At 47.9% G+C, this 20,764-nt stretch carries 18 protein-coding genes; 5 read left to right on the top strand and 13 right to left on the bottom strand.

What is annotated here, in order from left to right; genetic code table 11:
• Position 1: 1 nt before the first annotated feature.
• The 4 genes from pilV to lspA form a co-directional block, all read right to left on the bottom strand.
• Entirely contained in the window at positions 2-583 is a 582-nt protein-coding gene (gene pilV, locus QMA35_RS07985) for a type IV pilus modification protein PilV (RefSeq protein WP_281646618.1), read from the bottom strand.
• The gene (locus tag QMA35_RS07980; protein WP_281646617.1) at positions 573-1,187 is read right to left on the bottom strand and encodes a GspH/FimT family pseudopilin; all 615 of its coding nucleotides are present in this window, start codon (positions 1,185-1,187) and stop codon (positions 573-575) included. Before QMA35_RS07980 ends, pilV begins: the two co-directional genes overlap by 11 nt.
• Positions 1,188-1,307: 120 nt before the next feature.
• The gene (locus QMA35_RS07975) at positions 1,308-1,760 is read right to left on the bottom strand and encodes a peptidylprolyl isomerase (RefSeq protein WP_281646616.1); all 453 of its coding nucleotides are present in this window, start codon (positions 1,758-1,760) and stop codon (positions 1,308-1,310) included.
• Between the two features lie 16 nt (positions 1,761-1,776).
• On the bottom strand, positions 1,777-2,277 hold the full coding sequence (gene lspA, locus QMA35_RS07970) for a signal peptidase II (protein WP_281646615.1): 501 nt from the start codon (positions 2,275-2,277) through the stop codon (positions 1,777-1,779).
• A gap of 123 nt (positions 2,278-2,400) precedes the next feature.
• On the opposite strand from lspA, the gene QMA35_RS07965 reads away from it, so the two are divergent.
• The gene (locus QMA35_RS07965) at positions 2,401-6,096 is read left to right on the top strand and encodes a hypothetical protein (RefSeq protein ID WP_281646614.1); all 3,696 of its coding nucleotides are present in this window, start codon (positions 2,401-2,403) and stop codon (positions 6,094-6,096) included.
• 95 nt (positions 6,097-6,191) lie between these two features.
• On the opposite strand, the gene ileS is transcribed toward QMA35_RS07965, so the two are convergent.
• The 5 genes from ileS to murJ all read right to left on the bottom strand — a co-directional run bounded on the left by ileS (position 6,192) and on the right by murJ (position 12,643).
• The gene (gene ileS / locus QMA35_RS07960) at positions 6,192-9,017 is read right to left on the bottom strand and encodes an isoleucine--tRNA ligase (protein ID WP_281646613.1); all 2,826 of its coding nucleotides are present in this window, start codon (positions 9,015-9,017) and stop codon (positions 6,192-6,194) included.
• 138 nt (positions 9,018-9,155) lie between these two features.
• Positions 9,156-10,097, bottom strand: a complete 942-nt coding sequence (ribF, locus tag QMA35_RS07955) for a bifunctional riboflavin kinase/FAD synthetase (protein WP_281646612.1) — start codon at positions 10,095-10,097, stop codon at positions 9,156-9,158.
• A gap of 176 nt (positions 10,098-10,273) precedes the next feature.
• Positions 10,274-10,600 carry a DUF2147 domain-containing protein gene (locus QMA35_RS07950; protein WP_281646611.1) on the bottom strand — a complete coding sequence of 109 codons (327 nt, stop codon included), beginning with the start codon at positions 10,598-10,600 and terminating at the stop codon, positions 10,274-10,276.
• A 205-nt stretch (positions 10,601-10,805) separates the two neighbouring features.
• Positions 10,806-11,015, bottom strand: coding sequence for a TetR/AcrR family transcriptional regulator (locus tag QMA35_RS07945; RefSeq protein ID WP_281646610.1), 210 nt, complete (start codon positions 11,013-11,015; stop codon positions 10,806-10,808).
• A gap of 59 nt (positions 11,016-11,074) precedes the next feature.
• Positions 11,075-12,643, bottom strand: a complete 1,569-nt coding sequence (murJ, locus tag QMA35_RS07940) for a murein biosynthesis integral membrane protein MurJ (protein WP_281646609.1) — start codon at positions 12,641-12,643, stop codon at positions 11,075-11,077.
• Between the two features lie 330 nt (positions 12,644-12,973).
• Here murJ and QMA35_RS07935 point away from each other — a divergent pair, with 330 nt between their 5' ends.
• Positions 12,974-14,272 (top strand): WD40 repeat domain-containing protein, encoded by a 1,299-nt coding sequence (locus QMA35_RS07935; protein ID WP_281646608.1) that lies wholly within the window; start codon positions 12,974-12,976, stop codon positions 14,270-14,272.
• A 256-nt stretch (positions 14,273-14,528) separates the two neighbouring features.
• On the opposite strand, the gene QMA35_RS07930 is transcribed toward QMA35_RS07935, so the two are convergent.
• Both QMA35_RS07930 and QMA35_RS07925 read right to left on the bottom strand, forming a co-directional pair.
• Positions 14,529-15,206, bottom strand: a complete 678-nt coding sequence (locus QMA35_RS07930; protein ID WP_281646607.1) for a type 1 glutamine amidotransferase domain-containing protein — start codon at positions 15,204-15,206, stop codon at positions 14,529-14,531.
• A gap of 104 nt (positions 15,207-15,310) precedes the next feature.
• A complete protein-coding gene (locus QMA35_RS07925) occupies positions 15,311-16,324 on the bottom strand; it encodes an NADP-dependent oxidoreductase (RefSeq protein ID WP_281646606.1) in 1,014 nt (337 codons plus the stop codon).
• Between the two features lie 107 nt (positions 16,325-16,431).
• Here QMA35_RS07925 and QMA35_RS07920 point away from each other — a divergent pair, with 107 nt between their 5' ends.
• Both QMA35_RS07920 and rpsT read left to right on the top strand, forming a co-directional pair.
• Complete coding sequence (locus tag QMA35_RS07920) at positions 16,432-17,382, top strand: LysR family transcriptional regulator (RefSeq protein ID WP_281646605.1); 951 nt, start codon at positions 16,432-16,434, stop codon at positions 17,380-17,382.
• 218 nt (positions 17,383-17,600) lie between these two features.
• Positions 17,601-17,867 (top strand): 30S ribosomal protein S20, encoded by a 267-nt coding sequence (rpsT, locus tag QMA35_RS07915; protein ID WP_281646604.1) that lies wholly within the window; start codon positions 17,601-17,603, stop codon positions 17,865-17,867.
• Positions 17,868-17,978: 111 nt separating this feature from the next.
• Here the strand turns inward: rpsT and QMA35_RS07910 are convergent, their stop codons facing one another.
• Positions 17,979-18,518 carry a hypothetical protein gene (locus QMA35_RS07910; protein WP_281646603.1) on the bottom strand — a complete coding sequence of 180 codons (540 nt, stop codon included), beginning with the start codon at positions 18,516-18,518 and terminating at the stop codon, positions 17,979-17,981.
• Here QMA35_RS07910 and QMA35_RS07905 point away from each other — a divergent pair.
• On the top strand, positions 18,517-19,512 hold the full coding sequence (locus tag QMA35_RS07905) for a hypothetical protein (protein ID WP_281646602.1): 996 nt from the start codon (positions 18,517-18,519) through the stop codon (positions 19,510-19,512). The genes QMA35_RS07910 and QMA35_RS07905 overlap by 2 nt on opposite strands.
• A 77-nt stretch (positions 19,513-19,589) precedes the next feature.
• On the opposite strand, the gene proB is transcribed toward QMA35_RS07905, so the two are convergent.
• Positions 19,590-20,759, bottom strand: coding sequence for a glutamate 5-kinase (proB, locus tag QMA35_RS07900; protein ID WP_281646601.1), 1,170 nt, complete (start codon positions 20,757-20,759; stop codon positions 19,590-19,592).
• Positions 20,760-20,764: the final 5 nt, after the last annotated feature.

The raw sequence follows: 20,764 nt of genomic DNA, 5'->3' as shown, positions 1-20,764 counted from the left end.
CCTACGGCTCGAAAACCATAATGAAATGGCCATCAGACTTTTCAGGATTTGATGTCAGAACCACTACCCCATCACGTTTTGGATCCATATCCCAAACAATGTGAATGACGTAAGTATCCCCCTGGCCATCGCAAGAATTGGGAATCACAGTAAATGGATCGCCGTAATAATCTTCCGGATCCTGGCTGGGAGTACTGTCTTGGCAAACATAGGCATTCCCTTTAGGAAGCACTCTCTCAACAGTATCTCGCCATTCGGTGATGTCATGCCCAGCCATTTCAATTGGCGTACAACCATTCGCAGTACAATCAGAGTCCATAGAAAGGCTCACTCCTTCAGCAGGACTCTTCAGGTCATAAGCACCAGCCTTAGCCGCTTCCATATTGGCTCTTACTCGATCTGAGAACCCCTGAGCCAGAGAGAGGGCTTTATGGTAGTAATGACTGGTCTGCTGTGTTTTCATGGCAACAGCCTGCATGCCTGCAACACCCAGCAACCCAACTGACAGCACAAAGAGCGTCACCAAGTTTTCAACTAGGTTGAAGCCACGCTCTTTACCAGCCCTTACGCAATTAAATCGCATTGCAGTCCTCCTGAGCTTCATCCCGATCAGACATACGTACTCGCCCATGATGAACAACTGTAAGCCCGGCAAAATCTACATCGTCGTACTCATCTTTCAGACAGATCAATACTGAAAGAGTCGAAGGAGCACTCCCTCCTTTCGAGGTGAAACGGACATTGTCCAGCTGGCCGCTACCACTGTTGGTGATGATGATATCCAGAGTGTCATCAACTTCATCGTAAACTTTAAGAATCTGATCGCCTTCACTCTCATCAATGGATGATGGGGAATTGCCACGATCAACAAACAGTAACCAACCCTGCTTCCAAACCCGCTCCTCTTCATCATCAGAGCCGATGCCACCGGCATGACACATTTCAGTATTAGCTTGTCTTGGGCAAAGAACGACATTAGCACGGCGAACAATGGCTTCTGCTCGCGCATAAGAGACAGCACCGCGAAAATTACGGAAGGCAGATTCCGCCTCCAAGCGATTGGTCATACCAACCATGGAGGGAACACCTGCAGCAATAAGGACACCAAATAAGGCCATGGCCCAAAGCAATTCTGGAAGAGTAAGGCCACTCTGGTTTCTTTTGGCAAGCCCATTGAAAACAGGCATGGGCACCTCCCTGTACCTTCTTCGCCGTTATTCACAGCCTAGGCAGGGACATTGAAACCATCAGAACAGGAGAGGTTCAGGCCGATAAACGGCCTGAAGGGGAGGATAAGTGGCTGAAAATCAATCTATAGAGATAATTTCCACATCAAAAATCAAGGCCTTACCAGCCAAAGGGTGATTAAAATCCACGGTCACCGTTTGCTCGTCAAACTCCTTAACAACACCAGGTAATTCACTGCCAGCCTGATCAGCAAAAGAGATCACCAACCCTTCTTCTAAATCCATATCAGGAGAAAAACGGCTACGTCCGATTGTTTGAAGATTACTGGGGTTATGCTGCCCAAAGGCATTTTCAGGCTTAATCCTGAATATTTCACTAGCGCCAGCATCCAGACCATAAAGGCACTTTTCGAAGCCTGCGGGTAAATTGCCATCACCAATCACAAGAGTGGCTGGTTCCCGGTCGAAGGTACTGTCGACTACGTCGTTGTTTTCCAGCTTCAGGGAAAAATGGAGGGTCACTTTGCTTCCCGCCTGTATTGTCTGTACGCCCTGCTCCGCTGTTATCGTCATTATTGCAAAATCCTGTTTACTGCTGTTTTTTGACTTCAGGATTAATAATCATATCGAGAATCATTAATCCGGCACCAGTGGTAATACCAATATCGGCCAAATTAAAAGCCGGAAAAAACCACTCCCGTTTGTAATGCACCAGAATAAAATCGACCACATGGCCTAAAAAGGCTCGGTCTATCAGGTTTCCCACAGCTCCGCCAAGAATAAGGGTCAAAGCAACAGCCTGTAGCTTCTGCTTTTCTTCCAGCCTGGCAAGCCAGAAGGTTAGAACCGAGCTAACGCCAACAGCCACAGCAACAAAAAACCAACGCTGCCAGCCTCCAGCTGTACTTAAAAAGCTGAATGCTGCGCCCTTGTTATAGGCCAGAGTCAAACTAAAGAAATCAGGGACAACAATAACCTGTTGATACATAAAGAAATTATTATCAAACCAGCCTTTAAGAAGCTGATCTGCGACGATAATCAACAGACTTACAAATAAAGAGGTAGCAAAAAGCCGCTTACTGCGAACCATGCATGATTTCCAATCCAGATTTTAATGGCCTGTATTTTAACCACCACCCACGCCACAGCACCAACCATTTTAGAATCCTGATCCATAATAAATAAATACAACCTGCTGGAAAGCACAATTGCCATGGACGGTCAAAATCGCTCTGTCTCGCCTCGCCGGTTTGCACGCCCCTCAACCTTACGTCGTGGTACTCTGGTTGAAAGAGGAGAGCAGCCGCCCCTTAAGAGAAGCCCCAGCCGCCGCTGGTCTCATTCAGAAGCACCAGTGCAAAGCCACTTTGCCAAACACCCCATGGTTTTCCGTCTGCAGCTGCAACAGGCTATCAGCAGCAGGGTTGTGACCAGACTCCGGGAGATGCAAAAAAACACCAGTTTCCTTACTGCATTAATGGAACAAGGCAACAACGTGAGTGAAAGCGAAACTCTGGAAATCGCTAAAAAACATGCCCTGATTCTCAATGATTTATCAGATGAAACGACAGATGATGATGAACTCCAGTATCTGCTGGAAAGCCTGCTCCATGGCAACAGTCTCCACCCAGATAAAAAGAAGGAACTTAAATCCCTGCTAAGAGCTTTGGTTGATGAAACCCCTGAAGCACTCGCCACCCAGGAAGGTGTCGAAGAATTCAGTACGCTGATGAAAGAGTACACTCCACGGGCTCTGGCGATCTTTCTTAGTACAGGCTTTGGCAGCTATGTGCTGGAATGCTTTAAAACAGGTGAACCACTCTCCAATGATGACAGAATCAAAATGGGCAAAGGGCTTCTGCAGATTAAGGCTCGCCTTAATGCCAGAGCCTCTCACCTCCCGGATAGCCCTTTAATAGAGTATGCCAACTTGTTCATGGGGGAGGACATTAACCTCTCTACCCCCGAACACACTGTGCCTATAGTTATGGACACTCTTGAAAGTATCCGAGAACAACACGAAGAATCCCTTCAAGTGGCTGAAGAATTTAAAGAGGAGTTATCTTCAGAAAACCTGGAGAGGCATTTACCCATAGCGCTGAAAAAAATTGACCAGCTCAGAATGCAGGATCTGGAACGGTCTCGAAGGAATGAACCTGGTTCAACACACCCGGTTGTCAACGTTGCACGCCACATAGATAATCACCCTGAACTCAGAGTCCTGCTAAAAGACGAACAGCTCTCAGTTGCGGATCTTAAAGAAGTCACCAGCCATTTAAAGACACTGATGACTAACGACCAAAAAGCTGTTGAAGGCTTAAAGATTCTGGAAAACAAGGTTGCCAATCTTCCCGAAGAAAAAGATGACCTCTCCGATACCTTGTTGGTTGAACTGAGAAAAATTCTGGAAGAAGCTGCCAAGCTAACAAACTCAAGACTCAACAGCCAAACTCTTAACCTCTTGAGAGACCAAATAGACTCGCAAATCCTTAATCGTACCAAGGCGCGTTTTGAGAAAGAGTTCTATAGACAATTACGATTTCTTGAAAAAGGCGGCAGCGAAAAAACCTTTACAGTATCTATTGATGTTGGCGGTGCAGCTTCCATTGCAGGAATAAGTGGCATCTCGGTAGGAGCAAAGCTCGAATATACCTTCAAAGTTACTGGCAACGACGATACGAAAATCATAGAGTGTCATATCGTTAAACCTTCCCTCTCAGTGACCGGGGGGGATGACAAAGTTATTTCAGCTGCAATCGAAGCAGGGACAGCTCATTCTAGTGGGCGAATATTCCAAAACCTTGAAGACTTTGTCCAATTCCGCAGCAATGATTTGGTTCCCATGCTTATGGGAACACTAAGCCATGTAGCGGCAAACACCAAGGGCAGCATTGATTCACGCAGAGCACGTAATCTACAGCAAAAAGTAACAGCTGATGGCCAACTTCTTTCACAAAGGCTGGCGGAGTTAGGCGTTATTCACCCTGGAGACCAAATAAGAGTTTCTCAGGACAGACGTGTAAACTACGCCAACTTTAAACAACACGCTTTTTCCACAAGCCTTAAGGTCAAAGCACTGGCTGGCGTTATTAAAAGTGAGGTAGCAATACAGAACAAAGCTACACACTTTAAAACAAAAACAAATCTTCTTTATATGCTGCGCAATAACCCAGACAAAGCAGCTCCTCCCAAAAAACACAGGAAATACATATCATTCATGGTTCCGGCTTCACCGATAGAGGAACTTCGATACTATGATTTGAAACTACGAAGTGGTATCTCAAGCGAATCTGTCAACCCAATACAGCCTGCAGGAGATGCAGACACGTCATCAGATACTCAGGAACCTGAAGATAGGGCAGTCAATCCTCTTACCGATCAGGAACAAATTCTATTCTCCAATTTCAAAGAAGAGGATGGTGTTATCAGTTTGCGCAAAAGCAGTCAGGATGCTGCAACCTGGATGGATGAACAGGCGGAAACCTTAAAAGATCTTAGAGAGAAAGAACTGGAACTGAACCAGAACCCTGATTCAGAGATATCCTTTCGTGAACAAACAGCCTGCAAAGAGCAGAGACTGGCTATTCGGGAAGTCTTAAAGAAAGCCATGGTCGACCAGTTTATTGAGCGGGATATGTATTATTTCACGGTTAATGCCATGGAGGGTCGTGTTGGTGAAGAGTCTTCGCAAACGCCTTTTCATACAGCCAAACACAGCTTGCAAAAAGTCTATGGAGCTAAAGACAGAGGGGAGTTTATAGCCGCACATATCTACTCATTTTTCCACTTGCACCAGCTCTACAAAGACACATTCCTTCCAGGAGAAACACCAGAGGGCGATGACCCGGTATTTAATAAAGTCCTTCAGGACAATATTGAACCATCATTAGACACTCCCCAACTCAGCCTGAAAGACAATAAACATGTTCGCCAGAGCTTGACTGCAGCTTCCGTTGCCAAGAGTACGGAGAAGACAGCCTCAATGAAGCTCAGTCTGGTCATACCAAAAACCAATGTAGGGATTTCCGCAGATATTAAGCATTCAATCATTGGTAAACATGTTAACCCAGACAATGATGGTAACTATTTCACGTTTGGCCTGAATATTAATTCAGGCTCAACCACGACGGCCTTGGCTATGAAAACCCTGCAAGCCGCTATAGAAAAAACTAAAGGCCGGAATAGTTCAGAAGATAGCGACATACCCGAATTCGCCCTTTCGGCACTCTCCGAGCTAATCCCCCAGATGTCCAGTTTATCTATCGAAGCAGGAATGAGAATAGAGTGCCATTTGGTTAAACGCCATAAAGGCTGGCGCCTGCAATTTACCCGGATACTGGCCAATGACAGTATAGGGTTCTCTGCACCAGACAGCCTAAGCATTCCAACAGGTCCTATAGGCAGTGTAAATCTTGGAGCCAGTGCTTCTATTGCCAGCGTTCATAACTGGTGGGAACAACCAGGAAATAACACTCTCACCTACATATATGCCAAATACAATGGCTGGAGGGGTGGGCACATGCAAAAAATCCCCGCATGGTCTGCCAAGCCTGAAGAGTTCGATAAGTTAACAAAACAAGATGGTGGCAACCCTCTTATCCGATACACCACCCAGCACAAACAAGCGATATCTGAACTTCTTGCCAACCTGGGCAAGGACGGTATGAGTATAAATCAAGAGTTCTATGAAATGCTCGGTCAAATAGATGAGTCAGTACCACCGGGCTATATCGGATTTACTGAGATGTTCGCACGCATGATTGATGAACACGCAAGAAACCCATCGACAGACAATCTCCCCAAAATTCTGCCTGAATTTGAGCGCTTTATGGCAATGCAGTATGAGGTTTACCTCAAGGAAGCCCGCAGCCGTTACAAGCCACACTTCCGTAAAGGTGTCATTATTTAAACTGGCTGTGGCTTTGTAGAAAGTTTAATACCCATAAAAAATGCCAACACGCTTTCACATGTTGGCATTTTTATTTCCAGAGAAAGTATCTTTAATTATGCAAAGTGGCGGGTTTCGCCCTCACCTTCCACGTTGGTTATACAACGGCCGCACAGGTCGGTGTACTTCTCATTAGAACCAACATCTTCCCGGTGATGCCAGCAGCGCTCGCACTTCTCATGTTCAGATTTGCCAACAACAACCTTCAATCCAGCTACATCAGTTTCAACCGCAGCTTCAGGAGCATCGGTCAGAGCAGCCACATCGGCACGAGAGGTAATCAGAACAAAGCGCAGCTCATCACCCAGCTTTTCAAGCTGTGTTTTCAGTTCATCTGAAACATATAGAGTGACATCCGCCTGCAGGCTGCCGCCGATAGCACCACCATTACGGGCATCTTCCATGGCTTTGTTGACAGCGGTTTTCACCACCATAACCTGCTCCCAGTATTCACGAGACAGTTCGGTTTCACCCAAAGCCACAAGCCCGGTGTACCACTCCTGAGTATGAACAGTTTCCCCTCGCTCACCCGCCGGCATAACTTGCCAGATCTCATCAGCGGTATAGCTCAGTACAGGAGCAATCCAGCGTACGAATGCTTCCATGATATGGAACATTGCTGTTTGGCAGCTGCGACGAGCCAGACTGTCAGTCTGAGTGGTGTACTGGCGATCCTTAATGATGTCCAGATAGAAGCTACCCAGATCCAGCGCACAGAAATGGTGAACCTTCTGGTACACATTTACGAAGTTATAAGAATCATAGCTGGACAGAATGTCTTCCTGCAGCTTCAGTGCACGATCCACAGCCCAGCGATCCAGTGGCAGCATTTCGCTCCAGTCCACCGCATCAGTTTCAGGGTTGAAACCATTCAGGTTGGACAACAGGAAACGAGCGGTATTACGAATACGGCGATAACTGTCTGCTGCACGCTTGAGGATGTCGTCAGAAACAGTCATCTCAGTGGTGTAATCGGTGGAAGACACCCACAGACGCAGAATATCAGCGCCGAGGCTATTCACAACCTTCTGTGGAGGAACAACATTACCCAGAGACTTGGACATCTTGCGACCCTTAGGGTCTACAGTGAAGCCGTGTGTCAGCAGCGCCTTGTAAGGAGGTACGCCATTCATGGCGATACCGGTCTTCAGAGAAGACTGGAACCAGCCACGGTGCTGGTCGGAACCTTCCAGATACAGATCAGCGGGAGTCTGCAACTCTTCACGACGATCACACACAGAGTGATGGGTTACGCCGGAATCGAACCATACATCCAGAGTATCCGTTACCTTCACATAGTTAGCAGCATCATCAGCGGAAAGAATGTCTTCCGGATTCAGGTCGAACCAGGCATCCATTCCTTCTTTCTCTACCAGCAGGGCAACCTTTTCCACCAGCTCAGCAGTCTGCGGATGCAGCTCTTCCGTATCCTTATGGATAAACAGAGTAATAGGTACACCCCAGGTACGCTGACGGGATACACACCAGTCAGGACTCTGACCCAGCATGGACTCCATACGATTGCGACCCCAATCAGGAGTGAATTTCACACCTTCCAGAGAAGCCATAGCGGTATCCAACAGACCTTCTTTAGTCATGCTGACAAACCACTGAGGAGTCGCACGGAAAATCAGCGGAGTTTTGGTACGCCAGCAGTGAGGGTAGCTGTGTTCCATCTTGGATTGCGCCAGCAGGCGGCCTTTCTCTTCCAGAACAGCAACAACCTTGGGATCAACCTTGTAAACATGTTCGCCGGCAAACAGTTCTACCTGTGTGCGGAACATTCCGTGATCATCCAGATAGTTCAGTGTGCCAATGTTGTACTTTTTACCAACATTAAAGTCATCCACACCATGGTCAGGTGCAGTATGTACACAGCCAGTGCCGGCGTCGGTAGTTACGTGGTCGCCCAAAATGATTGGCAACTCTTTACCATAGAACGGATGATGAACCATCAGGTTTTCGAGCTTGGCACCGACAGTGCGGCCGAGAATCTTATAAGTCTCACAACCGTAACGCTGCATAGCGCCTTCCAACAGTTCTTCGCCCAGCACCAGACGTGCAGGTTCACCGTTGATCTCACATTGAACCAGTGCATAACCTAAGTCAGCGCCAACTGTTACTGCCTGAGAAGAAGGCAGGGTCCAGGGAGTCGTCGTCCAGATAACCGCGGCGATTTCACCTTCGCCATCTTCATCACGATCAAAGGCATTCAGTACAGCGCCCTGATCAACAGCGGCATAACGCACATCAATCTGGAAAGAAGTTTTATCCTGGTATTCCACTTCTGCTTCAGCCAGAGCGGAGGCACCAACAACACTCCAGTAAACAGGCTTGTAGCCTTTGACCAAGTGGCCATTTTCAGCAATCTTGCCAAGGGAACGGATAATGTCAGCTTCGGTCTCGAAGTTCATAGTCAGGTAAGGGTTGAACCAGTCACCCTGAATACCCAGACGGATAAAGTCTTTACGCTGGCCATCAACCTGGGTCGCCGCATATTCACGGCACTTCTGACGGAAGGTTTTATAATCAACCTTATCACCCGCCTTACCAATTTTGGTTTCTACCTTATGCTCGATAGGCAGACCATGACAGTCCCAACCTGGGATATAAGGCGCATCAAAACCACTCATTGTTTTTGACTTAACAATGATGTCTTTCAGAATCTTGTTAACCGCATGACCAATGTGAATGTCGCCGTTGGCGTAAGGGGGGCCATCATGAAGAATAAACTTGTCACGACCGGCACGGGCTTCACGAATTTTTCCGTAGAGATCCATCTCCTGCCAGCGTTTGAGCATGTCAGGTTCACGTTTCGCCAGATTACCACGCATAGGGAACGCGGTTTCCGGCAGGTTTAGCGTAGGCTTGTAATCGCTCATCAGTCGTTTACCAGAAAATACAAATTCAGCTCAGGGCCGTTTATTCAGCTCGAGGCCGCTCAATCAGCGAATTGCTGCTTCACTTTGGTTGCGGCCAGAATCTTGGGTTCCCGCAAGAACCTTCAGCACCTAAAATTTTTAAACCCCGGCCAGAATAACCCGAGCTCGGGCAATATCCTTCTCAATAGCCTGTTTCAACTTATCAAGATGATCAAATTTTTGTTCACCGCGAATTTTGTTAACAAACTCCACGGAAATCCTGCGACCATAAAGATCACCATCATAATCCAGCAGGTGAGCTTCCAATCGTTCAACCTTACCATTTACCGTGGGTCGCATACCGATATTCGCCACACCACAATAAACTTTTTCGAGGCCGTGCACCCGAACAGCATATACCCCCTGCACCGGACAGTGGCGCCGCCCGATGCGCAGATTAGCTGTAGGTACGCCAAGCTGCCTGCCCAGCTTCTGCCCATGATTCACACGACCAGAGATTGAAAATGGTTTACCCAGCAACTCTTCTGCTTCGACAAAATCTCCATCGGACAACAGCTGTCGAATACGAGTACTGCTGACGCGATCACCATTAACAACCACCGTACGGGTATGATCCACGGTAAAACCATACTGCTCACCAGCAGCCTGCAAAGATTCAAAATTACCTTTGCGGTCACAGCCAAACCGGAAATCATCCCCAACGACAAGATGGTGTATAGCCAACCCTTCAATCAGAACCTGACAAATAAATTCGTCTGCAGTCAGGCTGCGCAATGATTCATTGAAAGGCAAACACAACACTTGATCAACACCGGCTTGCTCCAGCGCTTCCAGTTTGTCGCGAAAAGTCTGTATGCGGGCAGGTGGATTATCATCTGAACCTGATATCCGGGAGAAATACTCCCGGGGCAAAGGCTCAAACACCATAACACAGGTTGGCACGCCTTCCTTTCTGGCAAGTTCGCGCACCTGCGCAAGAATATCCTGATGGCCCAGATGAACGCCATCAAAGTTACCAATGGTGGCAACACACCCACGGTGCTCTTCTGTGATGGCGCCGTGCCCTCGAATCAACTGCATCGACTCTCCATCGATCACTATCAGTCCGCAGAATCAAACGTGGGATTATATAAAGGAAAGCAAGCAAAAGTCAGTGGTGTTCGAAGAAAACAGCCCTAAAAGCAGATTATCTTACTCTTGGCGCTGACCTCCTCACCCTCTTCAGTCAAAAGTTTACAGGACAACGACTGCAGGCCTTAACACACTGACTGCTGTTTAAATGTCAGTCCGGTAAGGTTCACAATACCCAGCAAGTCTCGGTCACGCAGAGATTCATCGGGATTGTGAACATCCCCCCTGGAGGTCTTACCGTCTTCCTCAATCACTTGCGCTCCAAAAATAAGGCGAGAACCATAACGGCCATCTTCAAGTTGAACAAACTCGAAAATGGCATTCCTTTCTTCACTTTGCCATACACCCAAAATGGCATTTTCAGCATATTTATTAGCTGACAAAGGAAAGCTATTAAGAAAAGAACGCGCTTTTTCATGACCTTTATCTTTCCAGTTAGTTATTTCAGTCATTTATCTGGTGATGCACAGCTCACCATCCTCCATAACAGCGAGAAAGAATGTTCGGACTTATCAACTGACGGTAAGGGGACGACATAAACTGCTGAAGGTATGCAAAGTCATTATGGTGCGACTGGGCCCGGACCAGCGTAGAAACATACAGTAGAAACATACAGATGCTGCATCTTCTGCTTAGTGGAATCATCCCGAAACTGCTCTAGCAACATATGATGAAGTGCTCTTTAATATCCAGATACAGTGCCAGAATCAGGCTGTCTTTATTCTTGTAATCATGCAACAGGGTGCCGTTTGATACCCCCGCAAGGGCTGCAATCTTACTTGTCGGTGATGAATGAAAGCCGTGCTCACAGAACAATTGCAAAGCAGCACTGAGAATACTCTTTTCTTTTTCATTGCTGAGCGTCATTGATAACTCTGGACAACGACTAGATTGACTCATCACTCCATTGACGACAAAACACTCGATTAGTGCCGCAAATGCCCTGGACGTAATCCCGATACAATTAATGCCAGCCCATAAGCGCCAAGGCCAGCAACAACCAAAATAGTAAGGTTTTCAATACGCTCCAAAAGCGTCCAGTCGAGCCATACATCCGGGGAGTGTCCGAGCCAGATCAGCACACCGGCCATGGCACCGTTTGCCAACAACAAACGAGATGCATAAACACCCCAACCACTATGTACTTTGAACACACCGGTGCGCACCAACCCCCAAAGAAGCATACCTGCATTCATAGCGGCCGACAGTGATGTTGCCAAAGCCAAACCTGCGTGTTGAAGCGACCAGACCAACGCCAGATTAAACACCATATTCGAAACCATGGCATATACGGCGATTTTCACTGGCGTTTTCGTATCCTGACGGGCGAAATAACCGGGAGCCAGCACCTTAATCAACATAAAAAACAGCAAGCCAGCAGAATAAGCCCGCAGACTCATGGCCGCCATAATGACATCTCGATCTTCCATTCGTCCGTGATAGAACAACGTTGCAATTAACGGTTCTGCCAGCAGAAACAGAGCGATACCAGCAGGAATCCCAATCAGCAGAACCAGGCGAACCGCCCAATCCAGAGTGGCAGAAAATGCCTTCGGATCATCTCCCGCATGCTGGCGGGAAAGACTGGGTAGAATCACTGTGGCAATGGCGATACCAAAAATACCTAGCGGCAACTCCATCAAACGGTCGGAATAATAAAGCCAGGAAATACTGCCGGTTTGCAGGAAGGACGCCAGCACCGTATCCAGCAGCAGGTTAATCTGGGCTACAGACACACCAAACATGGCCGGAGCCATAAGTTTCAGAATGCGGCGAACGCCCTCATCTTTCCAACCCCACAATGGTTTGGGCAACAGATGAATCTGCTTTAAGAAAGGCACCTGCAAAAGCAGTTGGGAAATACCGGCGATCACCACTCCCCAGGCCAAAGCCATAACAGGTTGTTCAAAATAAGGCGTTAGCAGAATCGTTGAACCAATCAGACTCAGGTTCAATAGCACCGGCGTAAAAGCCGGAACCGCAAACTTCCCATAACTGTTAAGAATGGAACCTGCAAAAGCAGTCAGGGAAATCAGCAAAAGATAGGGAAAGGTAATGCGTAACATATCCCCGGCAAGGGCAAGCTTTTCCGCTTCAGCATGAAAACCAGGAGCAAACACCAAAATCAGCAAAGGTGCCGCCAACATAGCTAAAACGGTCACAAGAGTAAGAGTTACTCCCAGTGTCCCGGCTACCCGGTTTACTAACTCCTGAACGGCCTCCTTCGGCCGCTTGGTGCGGTATTCAGACAGAACCGGAACAAACGCCTGAGAAAACGCCCCCTCGGCAAAAAGGCGACGAAGAAAGTTAGGGATTTTAAAGGCAACAAAAAACGCATCGGCCTCAGCCTGAGAGCCGAAGTACACCGCAATGACCACATCCCGAGCCAAGCCCAGAACACGGGAAAGCATGGTCATCACTCCCACAACAAGTGATGAGCGCAACAGGCCACCGCCCGCCTTGTTTTCAGCAGTATCCTGCTTTTCAGACGTCATAAATTCCTGACAATGAGAAGATCAAATCAATAAAGTGTACCTGCCTAAGACCTCAGGATACCAGACGTGCATACAACCATAAGAATCTGTAGACCCGCATCACTGACCAGAGCAGAATTCCCGGCGTATATTTCAGTAACTTTACGAGCTGCCCTACGTCTTACACCAAACATACGGCAAGAAGCATCGTAGCTAAAGCCGGTGATTTTAACCTTTTAGGGGACTCATAAAAATGAACCTGCCCCCAATTAAGCTCAGGAACTAAATACCATCAGCACGGTCAATAGCCTGGTGAGGTAAACATCGTGAATAACAAGGAGGTTCAAGATCATGATATCAGCAGCAGAGGGCACAGCGGGATATTCCACCTATCAGCACGAGATTGGGACGCATGCATCAGCATCACCTTTTGGTAGGGATATTACTCCCAAAGAAAGAGAGACATTACTTTCAAGCAAAGAACTGACAGCGACCCCTATCTATACTGTCAATCACACTGGTCGGATCAGGAAAGTGACCTTCAGCCCTCATGGCAATTATTTGGCCACTTCCAGTCAGGATGGTACCACCAGTATTAGCAAACTCCATGGAGGGCAATGGGCGAAACTCTACACTGTCCCTAAAGCGCCTAACCAGGGTTATAGTACGTACAATTGGGCTCTTTGTGCCAGTTTCAACCCTCAGGAAACCCGGGTTGCAACCTCAAACCACTCAAATGAGATAACAGTTCATAGAATCACCGATAATGGATGTGAAATTGAGGAAATTCTTCGCCCTGGTGGTACTCTTGGCTGCGCAGAAACTATTGCTTTTAGCTCCAGTGGGGAGCGTATAGCAGTAGGAACGTTTCTTCGTCATTCGCACCTTAAAATTTATAAGCTCGATAATGAACACTGGAGTGAAGAAGCCTCAATAAATCTCAAAGGTATAGATGGATCGAATAATCCGCATAGTGTGTCGAACCCGGTTTTCAGCCCTGACGAGAACTACATCATGGCTTCTTATGGTTCCCTTGCTCTCCTTTTCAAGAATGCTGGCAACGGACAGTGGAACAAGGTCGCCGGTACTCTTCATGCTGACTTCGTCACAAGTATTAAATTCAGCCATGATGGACAACGCATTATTTCATCCGACCAAAAAGGGTTCGTCAAAATCCACCAGCTTGAAAATGATCAACTGCTGTTAGAAGATTGCCTAGAGCATGGTAACTATGTGAAAAGTGCTGAGTTCAGCCCCGACGACAAACGTGTTGTCACAGCTTCCTGCGACAAAACCGCCAGAGTCACACAGCTCGCCAACGGGCGGTGGCAAACTGAGCATACCATAGCTCATGACAACACCGTTGAGGATGCCAGATTTTCCCCCGACAGCTGCCATGTTGTCACAGCCTCTTTCGATGACAAGGCTCACGTACACGGGCTGTATGGAGGAAAGTGGGTAAGAAAAGTCACCCTTGAAAATGGTGGCCCTCTGATGAGCGTCAACTTCAACCACAATGGCACTCAGGTTATTACGGGGGGTACGGGTGCAAGAACAGGGGAGAGAGTTGAGCTGGTTGGAGGGGGCTGGGTAGATCGGTTTGCAAAAGACAATGAAGCCAAAGTCTGGTTGCTGGAAAAAAAGAGTTGATACCAGGGGACATGGAGGCATTCTCAATTAAACATACGACTCAGTGGCGCTGAAAGTCGCCAGGCGTTAGGAAGGCTTGTGAAAATCGTAGTTATTCTACATTGAACAAGCCTGACGCAGCGTATGGCGGCTTTCAGCACCACCCGAAGGATATTGCCTAATTGATTTCCCTAGCTCTTCAAGAAGCCAGGTAACACGGGTTGACCGGGATTTTTTTTCAGATGGTGAACCTTCATCATTTTCAACAGCTCCAGCTTTACTTAAGAAGAGATAAAACAGCTTCGGCAACGGCTTGTGAAGACGCTGGGTTTTGCCCTGTAATCAACAAATCATCTTTCACACAGTAAGGCCCCCAATCTTCACCTTTGCTGTATTTCCCTCCTTTTTCTACCAAGGCATCTTCTAATAAGAAAGGCACCACATCGGTTAAAGCCACAGCGGCTTCTTCAGTATTCGTAAAACCGGTAACAGCTCGACCATTAATAAAAGGTTCACCGCTGACAGACTTTGCATTCAACAGCACGCTCGGAGCATGACATACAGCCGACACAGGCTTACCTTGTGTCGCGAATGCTTCAATCAATGAAATCGAGTGTTGGTCATTTGTAAGATCCCAAAGCGGCCCATGACCTCCCGGGTAGAAAATGGCATCAAAGTCATCTGCTGATACTTCTGCCAACTTGATCGTCGTGGAAAGCTTGGCTTGTAATTCTTCATCATTATCAAAACGACGGGTTGAATCTGTCTGAAAGTCAGGCAGCGCACTTTTGGGATCAATCGGTGGCTGCCCACCTGCAGGAGAAGCCAGCACAACCTGAGCACCTGAATCACTGAAGGTGTAATAGGGCGCGGCAAATTCTTCTATCCAAAACCCCGTTTTTTCGCCTGTATTTCCCAGCTGATCATGAGATGTAAGAACAAATAAAACTTTCATAGATATCCCCTCGAAGAAGTGATGCGCCGTGGGTGACACACAAACATCCACAGCACATAACCCTTCTTTATTACTATTCGTGCTCGTGATTCAACAGAAGATTGTTACAGTGCCAGTTTCACTAACATCTTGCCGGTATTCTTCCCGGTAAACAGGCCAATAAATGCATCAGGTGCCTGAGCTATACCGTCGTACACTGTTTCCCGGGCAACAATCTGACCACCTTGCAGCCATTGGCTCATCTCTTGTACAAATGCGGGATATTCATCCCAGTGATCAAAAACAATAAAGCCCTGCATTTTTAGTTTTTTGATAATCAACTGAGAAAGGTTAGAAGGCCCAGCGACAGGAGTCGTTGCGTTGTACTGGTCAATCATCCCGCATACAGCAATACGGCCATAGTCATTCATCAGATCAAGTACAGCTTCCAGGTGAGCGCCGCCAACATTCTCAAAATAAACATCAATACCATTTGGGCAGGCTTTGGCAATATCGGCTTTCAGGTTTTTTGTTTTCTTATAATTCACGACAGCATCAACACCGAGCTCATCCTTCAGATAGGATTCTTTTTCATCAGAGCCGACACTACCTGCAACATAACAGCCTTTCAGTTTGGCAATCTGGCAAACAATAGCTCCCACTGCCCCAGATGCCGCAGAAACAAACACCTTATCACCTTCTTTCAGCTCTGCGATTTTTAACAACCCGGTATAAGCCGTCATACCAGGCATCCCCAGAACACCCAGAAAAGACTGAACTGGAGCGGTGGTTTCAGGAAGGCTCTGCAACCCTTCTCCGTTGGAAATAAAAAACTCTCTCCACCCCTGCATACTGGACACCTTGGTACCCTCTGGAAAGCTTGGGTTGCGTGATTCAACAACCTCCCCGACAGCGCCACCCTCCAACACTTCGCCAATCGCAAAAGGAGCGATATAACTTTTCCGGTCTGTCATACGCCCACGCATATAAGGATCAACAGACATCCACAGATTTTTAACCAGAACCTCACCATCTTTCAGCTCTGCGATTGAGTCTGAGACCAGTTCAAAATCTTCAGAAACAGGCAAGCCTTGTGGTCGACGGGTTAAGTGAATTTTCTGATTTTTCTCAATATACATGAAGCACCTTGGCTGTTCGTGTTCTAAGCGACGTGGCTACTCTATTCCTGTTATCATCATGCATCTAATGCATTACATGCATAATCGGTATAACCAGAAATCATTGCATGAGTATTTCCAGCCTTTCATCAAAAGATCTTAACCTTCTGCCCGTACTCCAGATGCTTCTGGAAGAACGCAATGTCACCAGGGCTGCCGGGCGACTCAATCTATCCCAACCGGCCATCAGCAGAAATCTTTCACGTTTGAGAGAATTATTTAACGACCCTCTTTTTACTCGCACCCCAAAAGGGCTAACGCCCACTCCACGTGCAGAAAAGATTGCCCTGCAACTGCAGCGCTCACTACAAGACCTGAGCCTGTTAATAGAACCCGACGAGTTTATTCCGGCCAAAGCCACAACACGCTTCCGCTTGGCAACAACAGATTACGGTTCACAGGTTCTGCTGCCTTCAGTTATTCGCCGCCTGAGAGAAGAAGCCCCGGGAGTCAATCTGGAAATCACGCCTTGGAAGGAACGCTTTGTCCACATACTGGATCAGCAGGATATTGATCTGGCTGTTTGTACAGTCAGTGATGCGCCGTCTATGATTCACGGCCGAGGCGTGGGGGAAGATCAGTTTGTTTGCGTGGTGAACCAATCGCACCCCTTGGTCAAACAGTCACAGATAAGCGAAAGTTATCTTCAGAATTATGCCAGCCATGCGCACACTCTGATTACAATGGGGGGAGAAGCAAAAGGAGCTGTCGACCACCTCCTCGAAGAACAGGGGCTCGAAAGACGCATTGCTCTGCGGGTTCCTCACTTCGTTGCCGCTCTGGCTTTAGTGGCCACAACAGACCTGGTGCTTACCATTCCTTATGGCCTGGCTACCAGCTGTGCCACCCATTACAACTTGAAGACCCTACCTTTACCCCTCAGACAAAAGCCATTCACTTACTCAATTATCTGGCACGAACGCCATAGGAAAGATCCCGGACACATATGGTTTCGCCAGCTCGTATACGAAGAACTCTCACAAACCATCAGGGATATACAGGCCAGATACGTGTTTTGAAGCCTATCTCTGGCGGCAGAGGCTCTTGACCCACAGGGGCATGAATGCCAGAATCCGCGCACCCGTATTTTTATCTCCCGAAATGTGTCATCGGGATGCAAATCACTGGCTTGATTCAATGTCATTTTGGCGCGGCTGCTTGAAATTGACAAAAACTGATCAACCCGGCATATTTGCGCGTTTTTTAAATACAACCGAATTTTCGAGGAGCTATCCAGATGGCAAATTCTCCATCCGCAAAGAAGCGTGCACGTACTCAAGAGAAGCGCCGTCAGCACAAAGCTGGTCAGCGTTCCATGGTTCGCACCTACATCAAGAAAATTATCGCCGCTGTTGAAGCTAAAGACTTCGAAGCTGCAACGGCCGCTTACGCTGCTGCTGTTCCTGTAATCGATCGTATGGCTGACAAAGGCCTGATCCACAAGAACAAAGCTGCTCGTAACAAGAGCCGCCTGAACGCTAAGGTTAAAGCTCTGGCCGCTTAATTTGCCGCCTGACAAACCTTATGAAAAGGAGCCAGTCGGCTCCTTTTCTTTTGCCTGATTTTCTCCACTTGCAGCTCTACCTCCGCAACCTCTCCTCAAGCCAGACGCATATCAACCGAAAGCTCTGATATGTCCAACCTGATACCCACAAAACCCGGCCAGTTCGTTGAAGGGCGCCTGATCAATACCACGATCAGCCCGGGCGCTGTACACCGCTACTGTTACCTCATAGCCGGAACCCACGGCGATGAGCCAGATGGGCTGACCGCCAGCACCAAAACTAACGCCAATGGCGCTGATCTTGACCACAACCTGCCAGCCCCCAATTGGATTCCAGAGCAAAGGTGCGACCACTACAACCCCGGCAGCAAAGCTGGCAACGAACCGGAATACCAGCACCTGCTGAGACTTTTTGAGAGGCATCCAGCAGGGTTTATCATCAGTTTTATGTCTGGAAACCTTTTTTAAAACAGCAATGGGAAATACGAGGAGATTCTCACCCTTCTCCACAAGGTCAATCATTACCCAATTATTCGGGACGAAATTGAGGGGCTCTGCGGACTTATCAACCCAGACTGATTGAGAAGAAACTGCAAGAAATACAAAGCCGATAGACACAAAACCGATCTGGCACCAAGGAAGGATAGCCATGCGTATCACAAATCAACTGACCACTATACTGCTGGCATTAGTTATTTCTCTGCCAGTGTTTGCCAGCCAAAGCATCCTGCACCTGCCGGGAGGCTATTTCTTCACACCAGCCACTCTTGTGGGTACACCAGCAACTGACGAGGACAACCCTAAAATCAATATCGACAAGCTTCAGGCCAAAGCTCTTTATCCATACGCTCTAGCCAGCCACATGGCTCACAGCTACAAACTAGAACGCTCCAAGCCGGCAGATCATCACTGGAATTTCGATCGCTTGGAATTCCTCAAGCTTGAGCAAATAAAAGCTATCGACTTGCCAGTGTCCGCAAGCAAAACCTTTAAACCCAGAGTCACTAAACGTTTTGAGCACTCTCACTCTGGATTACAGGCCCGAGGATTTATCCACAGGCCCACCAGCACAGTTATTCTTGCCTTTGCCGGTACAGATTTTGATGCCACTTACCGTAGCGCGGTAACCATCTCAGCTTCATCACAGATTGCCTATGGGTTTCGTCATCAGATACTCACTGAAGCCAGGCGCTTATGTCGGCATCTGAAAAACACACCCTCTATCAAAAGCATTGTTTTAACGGGGTCCTCACTGGGGGGAGCTGTGGCACAGTATGCAGGCCTGGCCTGCAATGTACCGGCCGTTGCTTTTAACAGCCTTGAACTGCCAGACAGCCTGAGGCGCGATGCCATTTATCACCGGTCAAAAGAAAACCTAACAGAAGAGACTGCGACAGAAGCGATTAACACCTACAACAAAAACTGGTTAATTCTGGCAGAAGTGGAAGGCGAGTATCTCAACAACAAAAGCACATGGGGAAACACCCTCTTCCAGAACCCTCATCCAGAGGGCGTACCTGTTTACGTTATTCCTGCAAACACCACAAAACTCTCCATCAAAAAACGCCACTGGACCCCAGCCTTGGTGGACTCAATAGAAAAAGCGAGCAACTATCAATTCCTTCAGAAACCCACAAACAAGTAATCCGCATATATGCAAAGAGCCGCTCCAGATATCCGGGGCGGCTCTTTAAATCAGAGAAACAATAAAACAATAAACGGTTAATCTATGACCATATTATCCCGGTGAACCAACTCCGGCTCACCAGTAAAACCAAGCACTTCAGCCATTTGACTGCTGGGCAACCCCAGAACCTTACCCACCTCGCCTGATGAGTAATTCACCAGGCCGCGGGCAACCTCTCGGCCTTTCTCATCCACACAAACCACCATTTCACCACGCTGGAAGACACCTTCAACTCCGCGCACCCCAACAGGCAAAAGACTAGAGCCAGCATTACGCAACGCTCTGACGGCTCCTGCATCCAGCTTCAACCTGCCCTTCATTTGCAAATGGCCAGCCAACCAGCGTTTACGCGCTACAGTTCGCTCCTCATCAGGAAGAAGTAGTGTACCTAAAGATTCAGCCTTGTAGAGGCGCTCAATCACATTCTCAATGCGCCCACCCACAATAACCGTACTGGCACCAGAGCGAGCAGCCAATCGAGCAGCCCGAAGCTTGGTAAACATGCCACCTCGACCGAGCACACCTTTACTTTCACCGGCCATTGCATCAAGAGAAGAGTCACTGGCATGACGCAAATCTACCAACTCAGCATCAGGGTTACTTCGAGGGTCAGCCGTGTAGAGACCATCCTGGTCAGTCAAAAGAAGCAATGCATCCGCTTCAACAAGATTGGCAACAAGAGCGCCCAAAGTGTCGTTATCACCAAAACGGATTTCATCGGTAACCACACTGTCGTTTTCGTTCACAACCGGGATTACCCCCAATCCCATCATGGTATTCAAGGCACTACGGGCATTCAGATAACGCTGGCGATTGGAAAGGTCGGCGTGAGTCAAGAGAACCTGGGCCGTTTCTATACCATGCTCGGCAAAGGCACTCTGCCAGGTCTGGGACAAACCCATCTGCCCAACAGCGGCAGCTACCTGCAGCTCATACATAGCTTTAGGCCGAGCCTTCCACCCAAGGCGAGTCATTCCTGCAGCCACTGCACCAGAAGACACCAATACAGGCTGTATCCCTTTTGCTTTCAAGGCTGCGATCTGCGCTACCCAACAATGGATACCTTCAGCATTCAGTCGGGTACCATCGTCAGTTAGCAGAGCACTGCCAATCTTAATCACCCAACAACGACTGGCAGAGAGCAGGCCGCGAGCGACCTCAGGATCATTATATTTTACTTCTAAATCCACGTTACTCTCCCCCATGTTTT

The sequence above is a fragment of the Parendozoicomonas sp. Alg238-R29 genome (genome assembly GCF_947331445.1).
GTDB lineage: Bacteria > Pseudomonadota > Gammaproteobacteria > Pseudomonadales > Endozoicomonadaceae > Sansalvadorimonas.
Note: the sequence above shows the minus strand (reverse complement) of the source record. Positions and strands in the feature narration are given on the sequence as shown.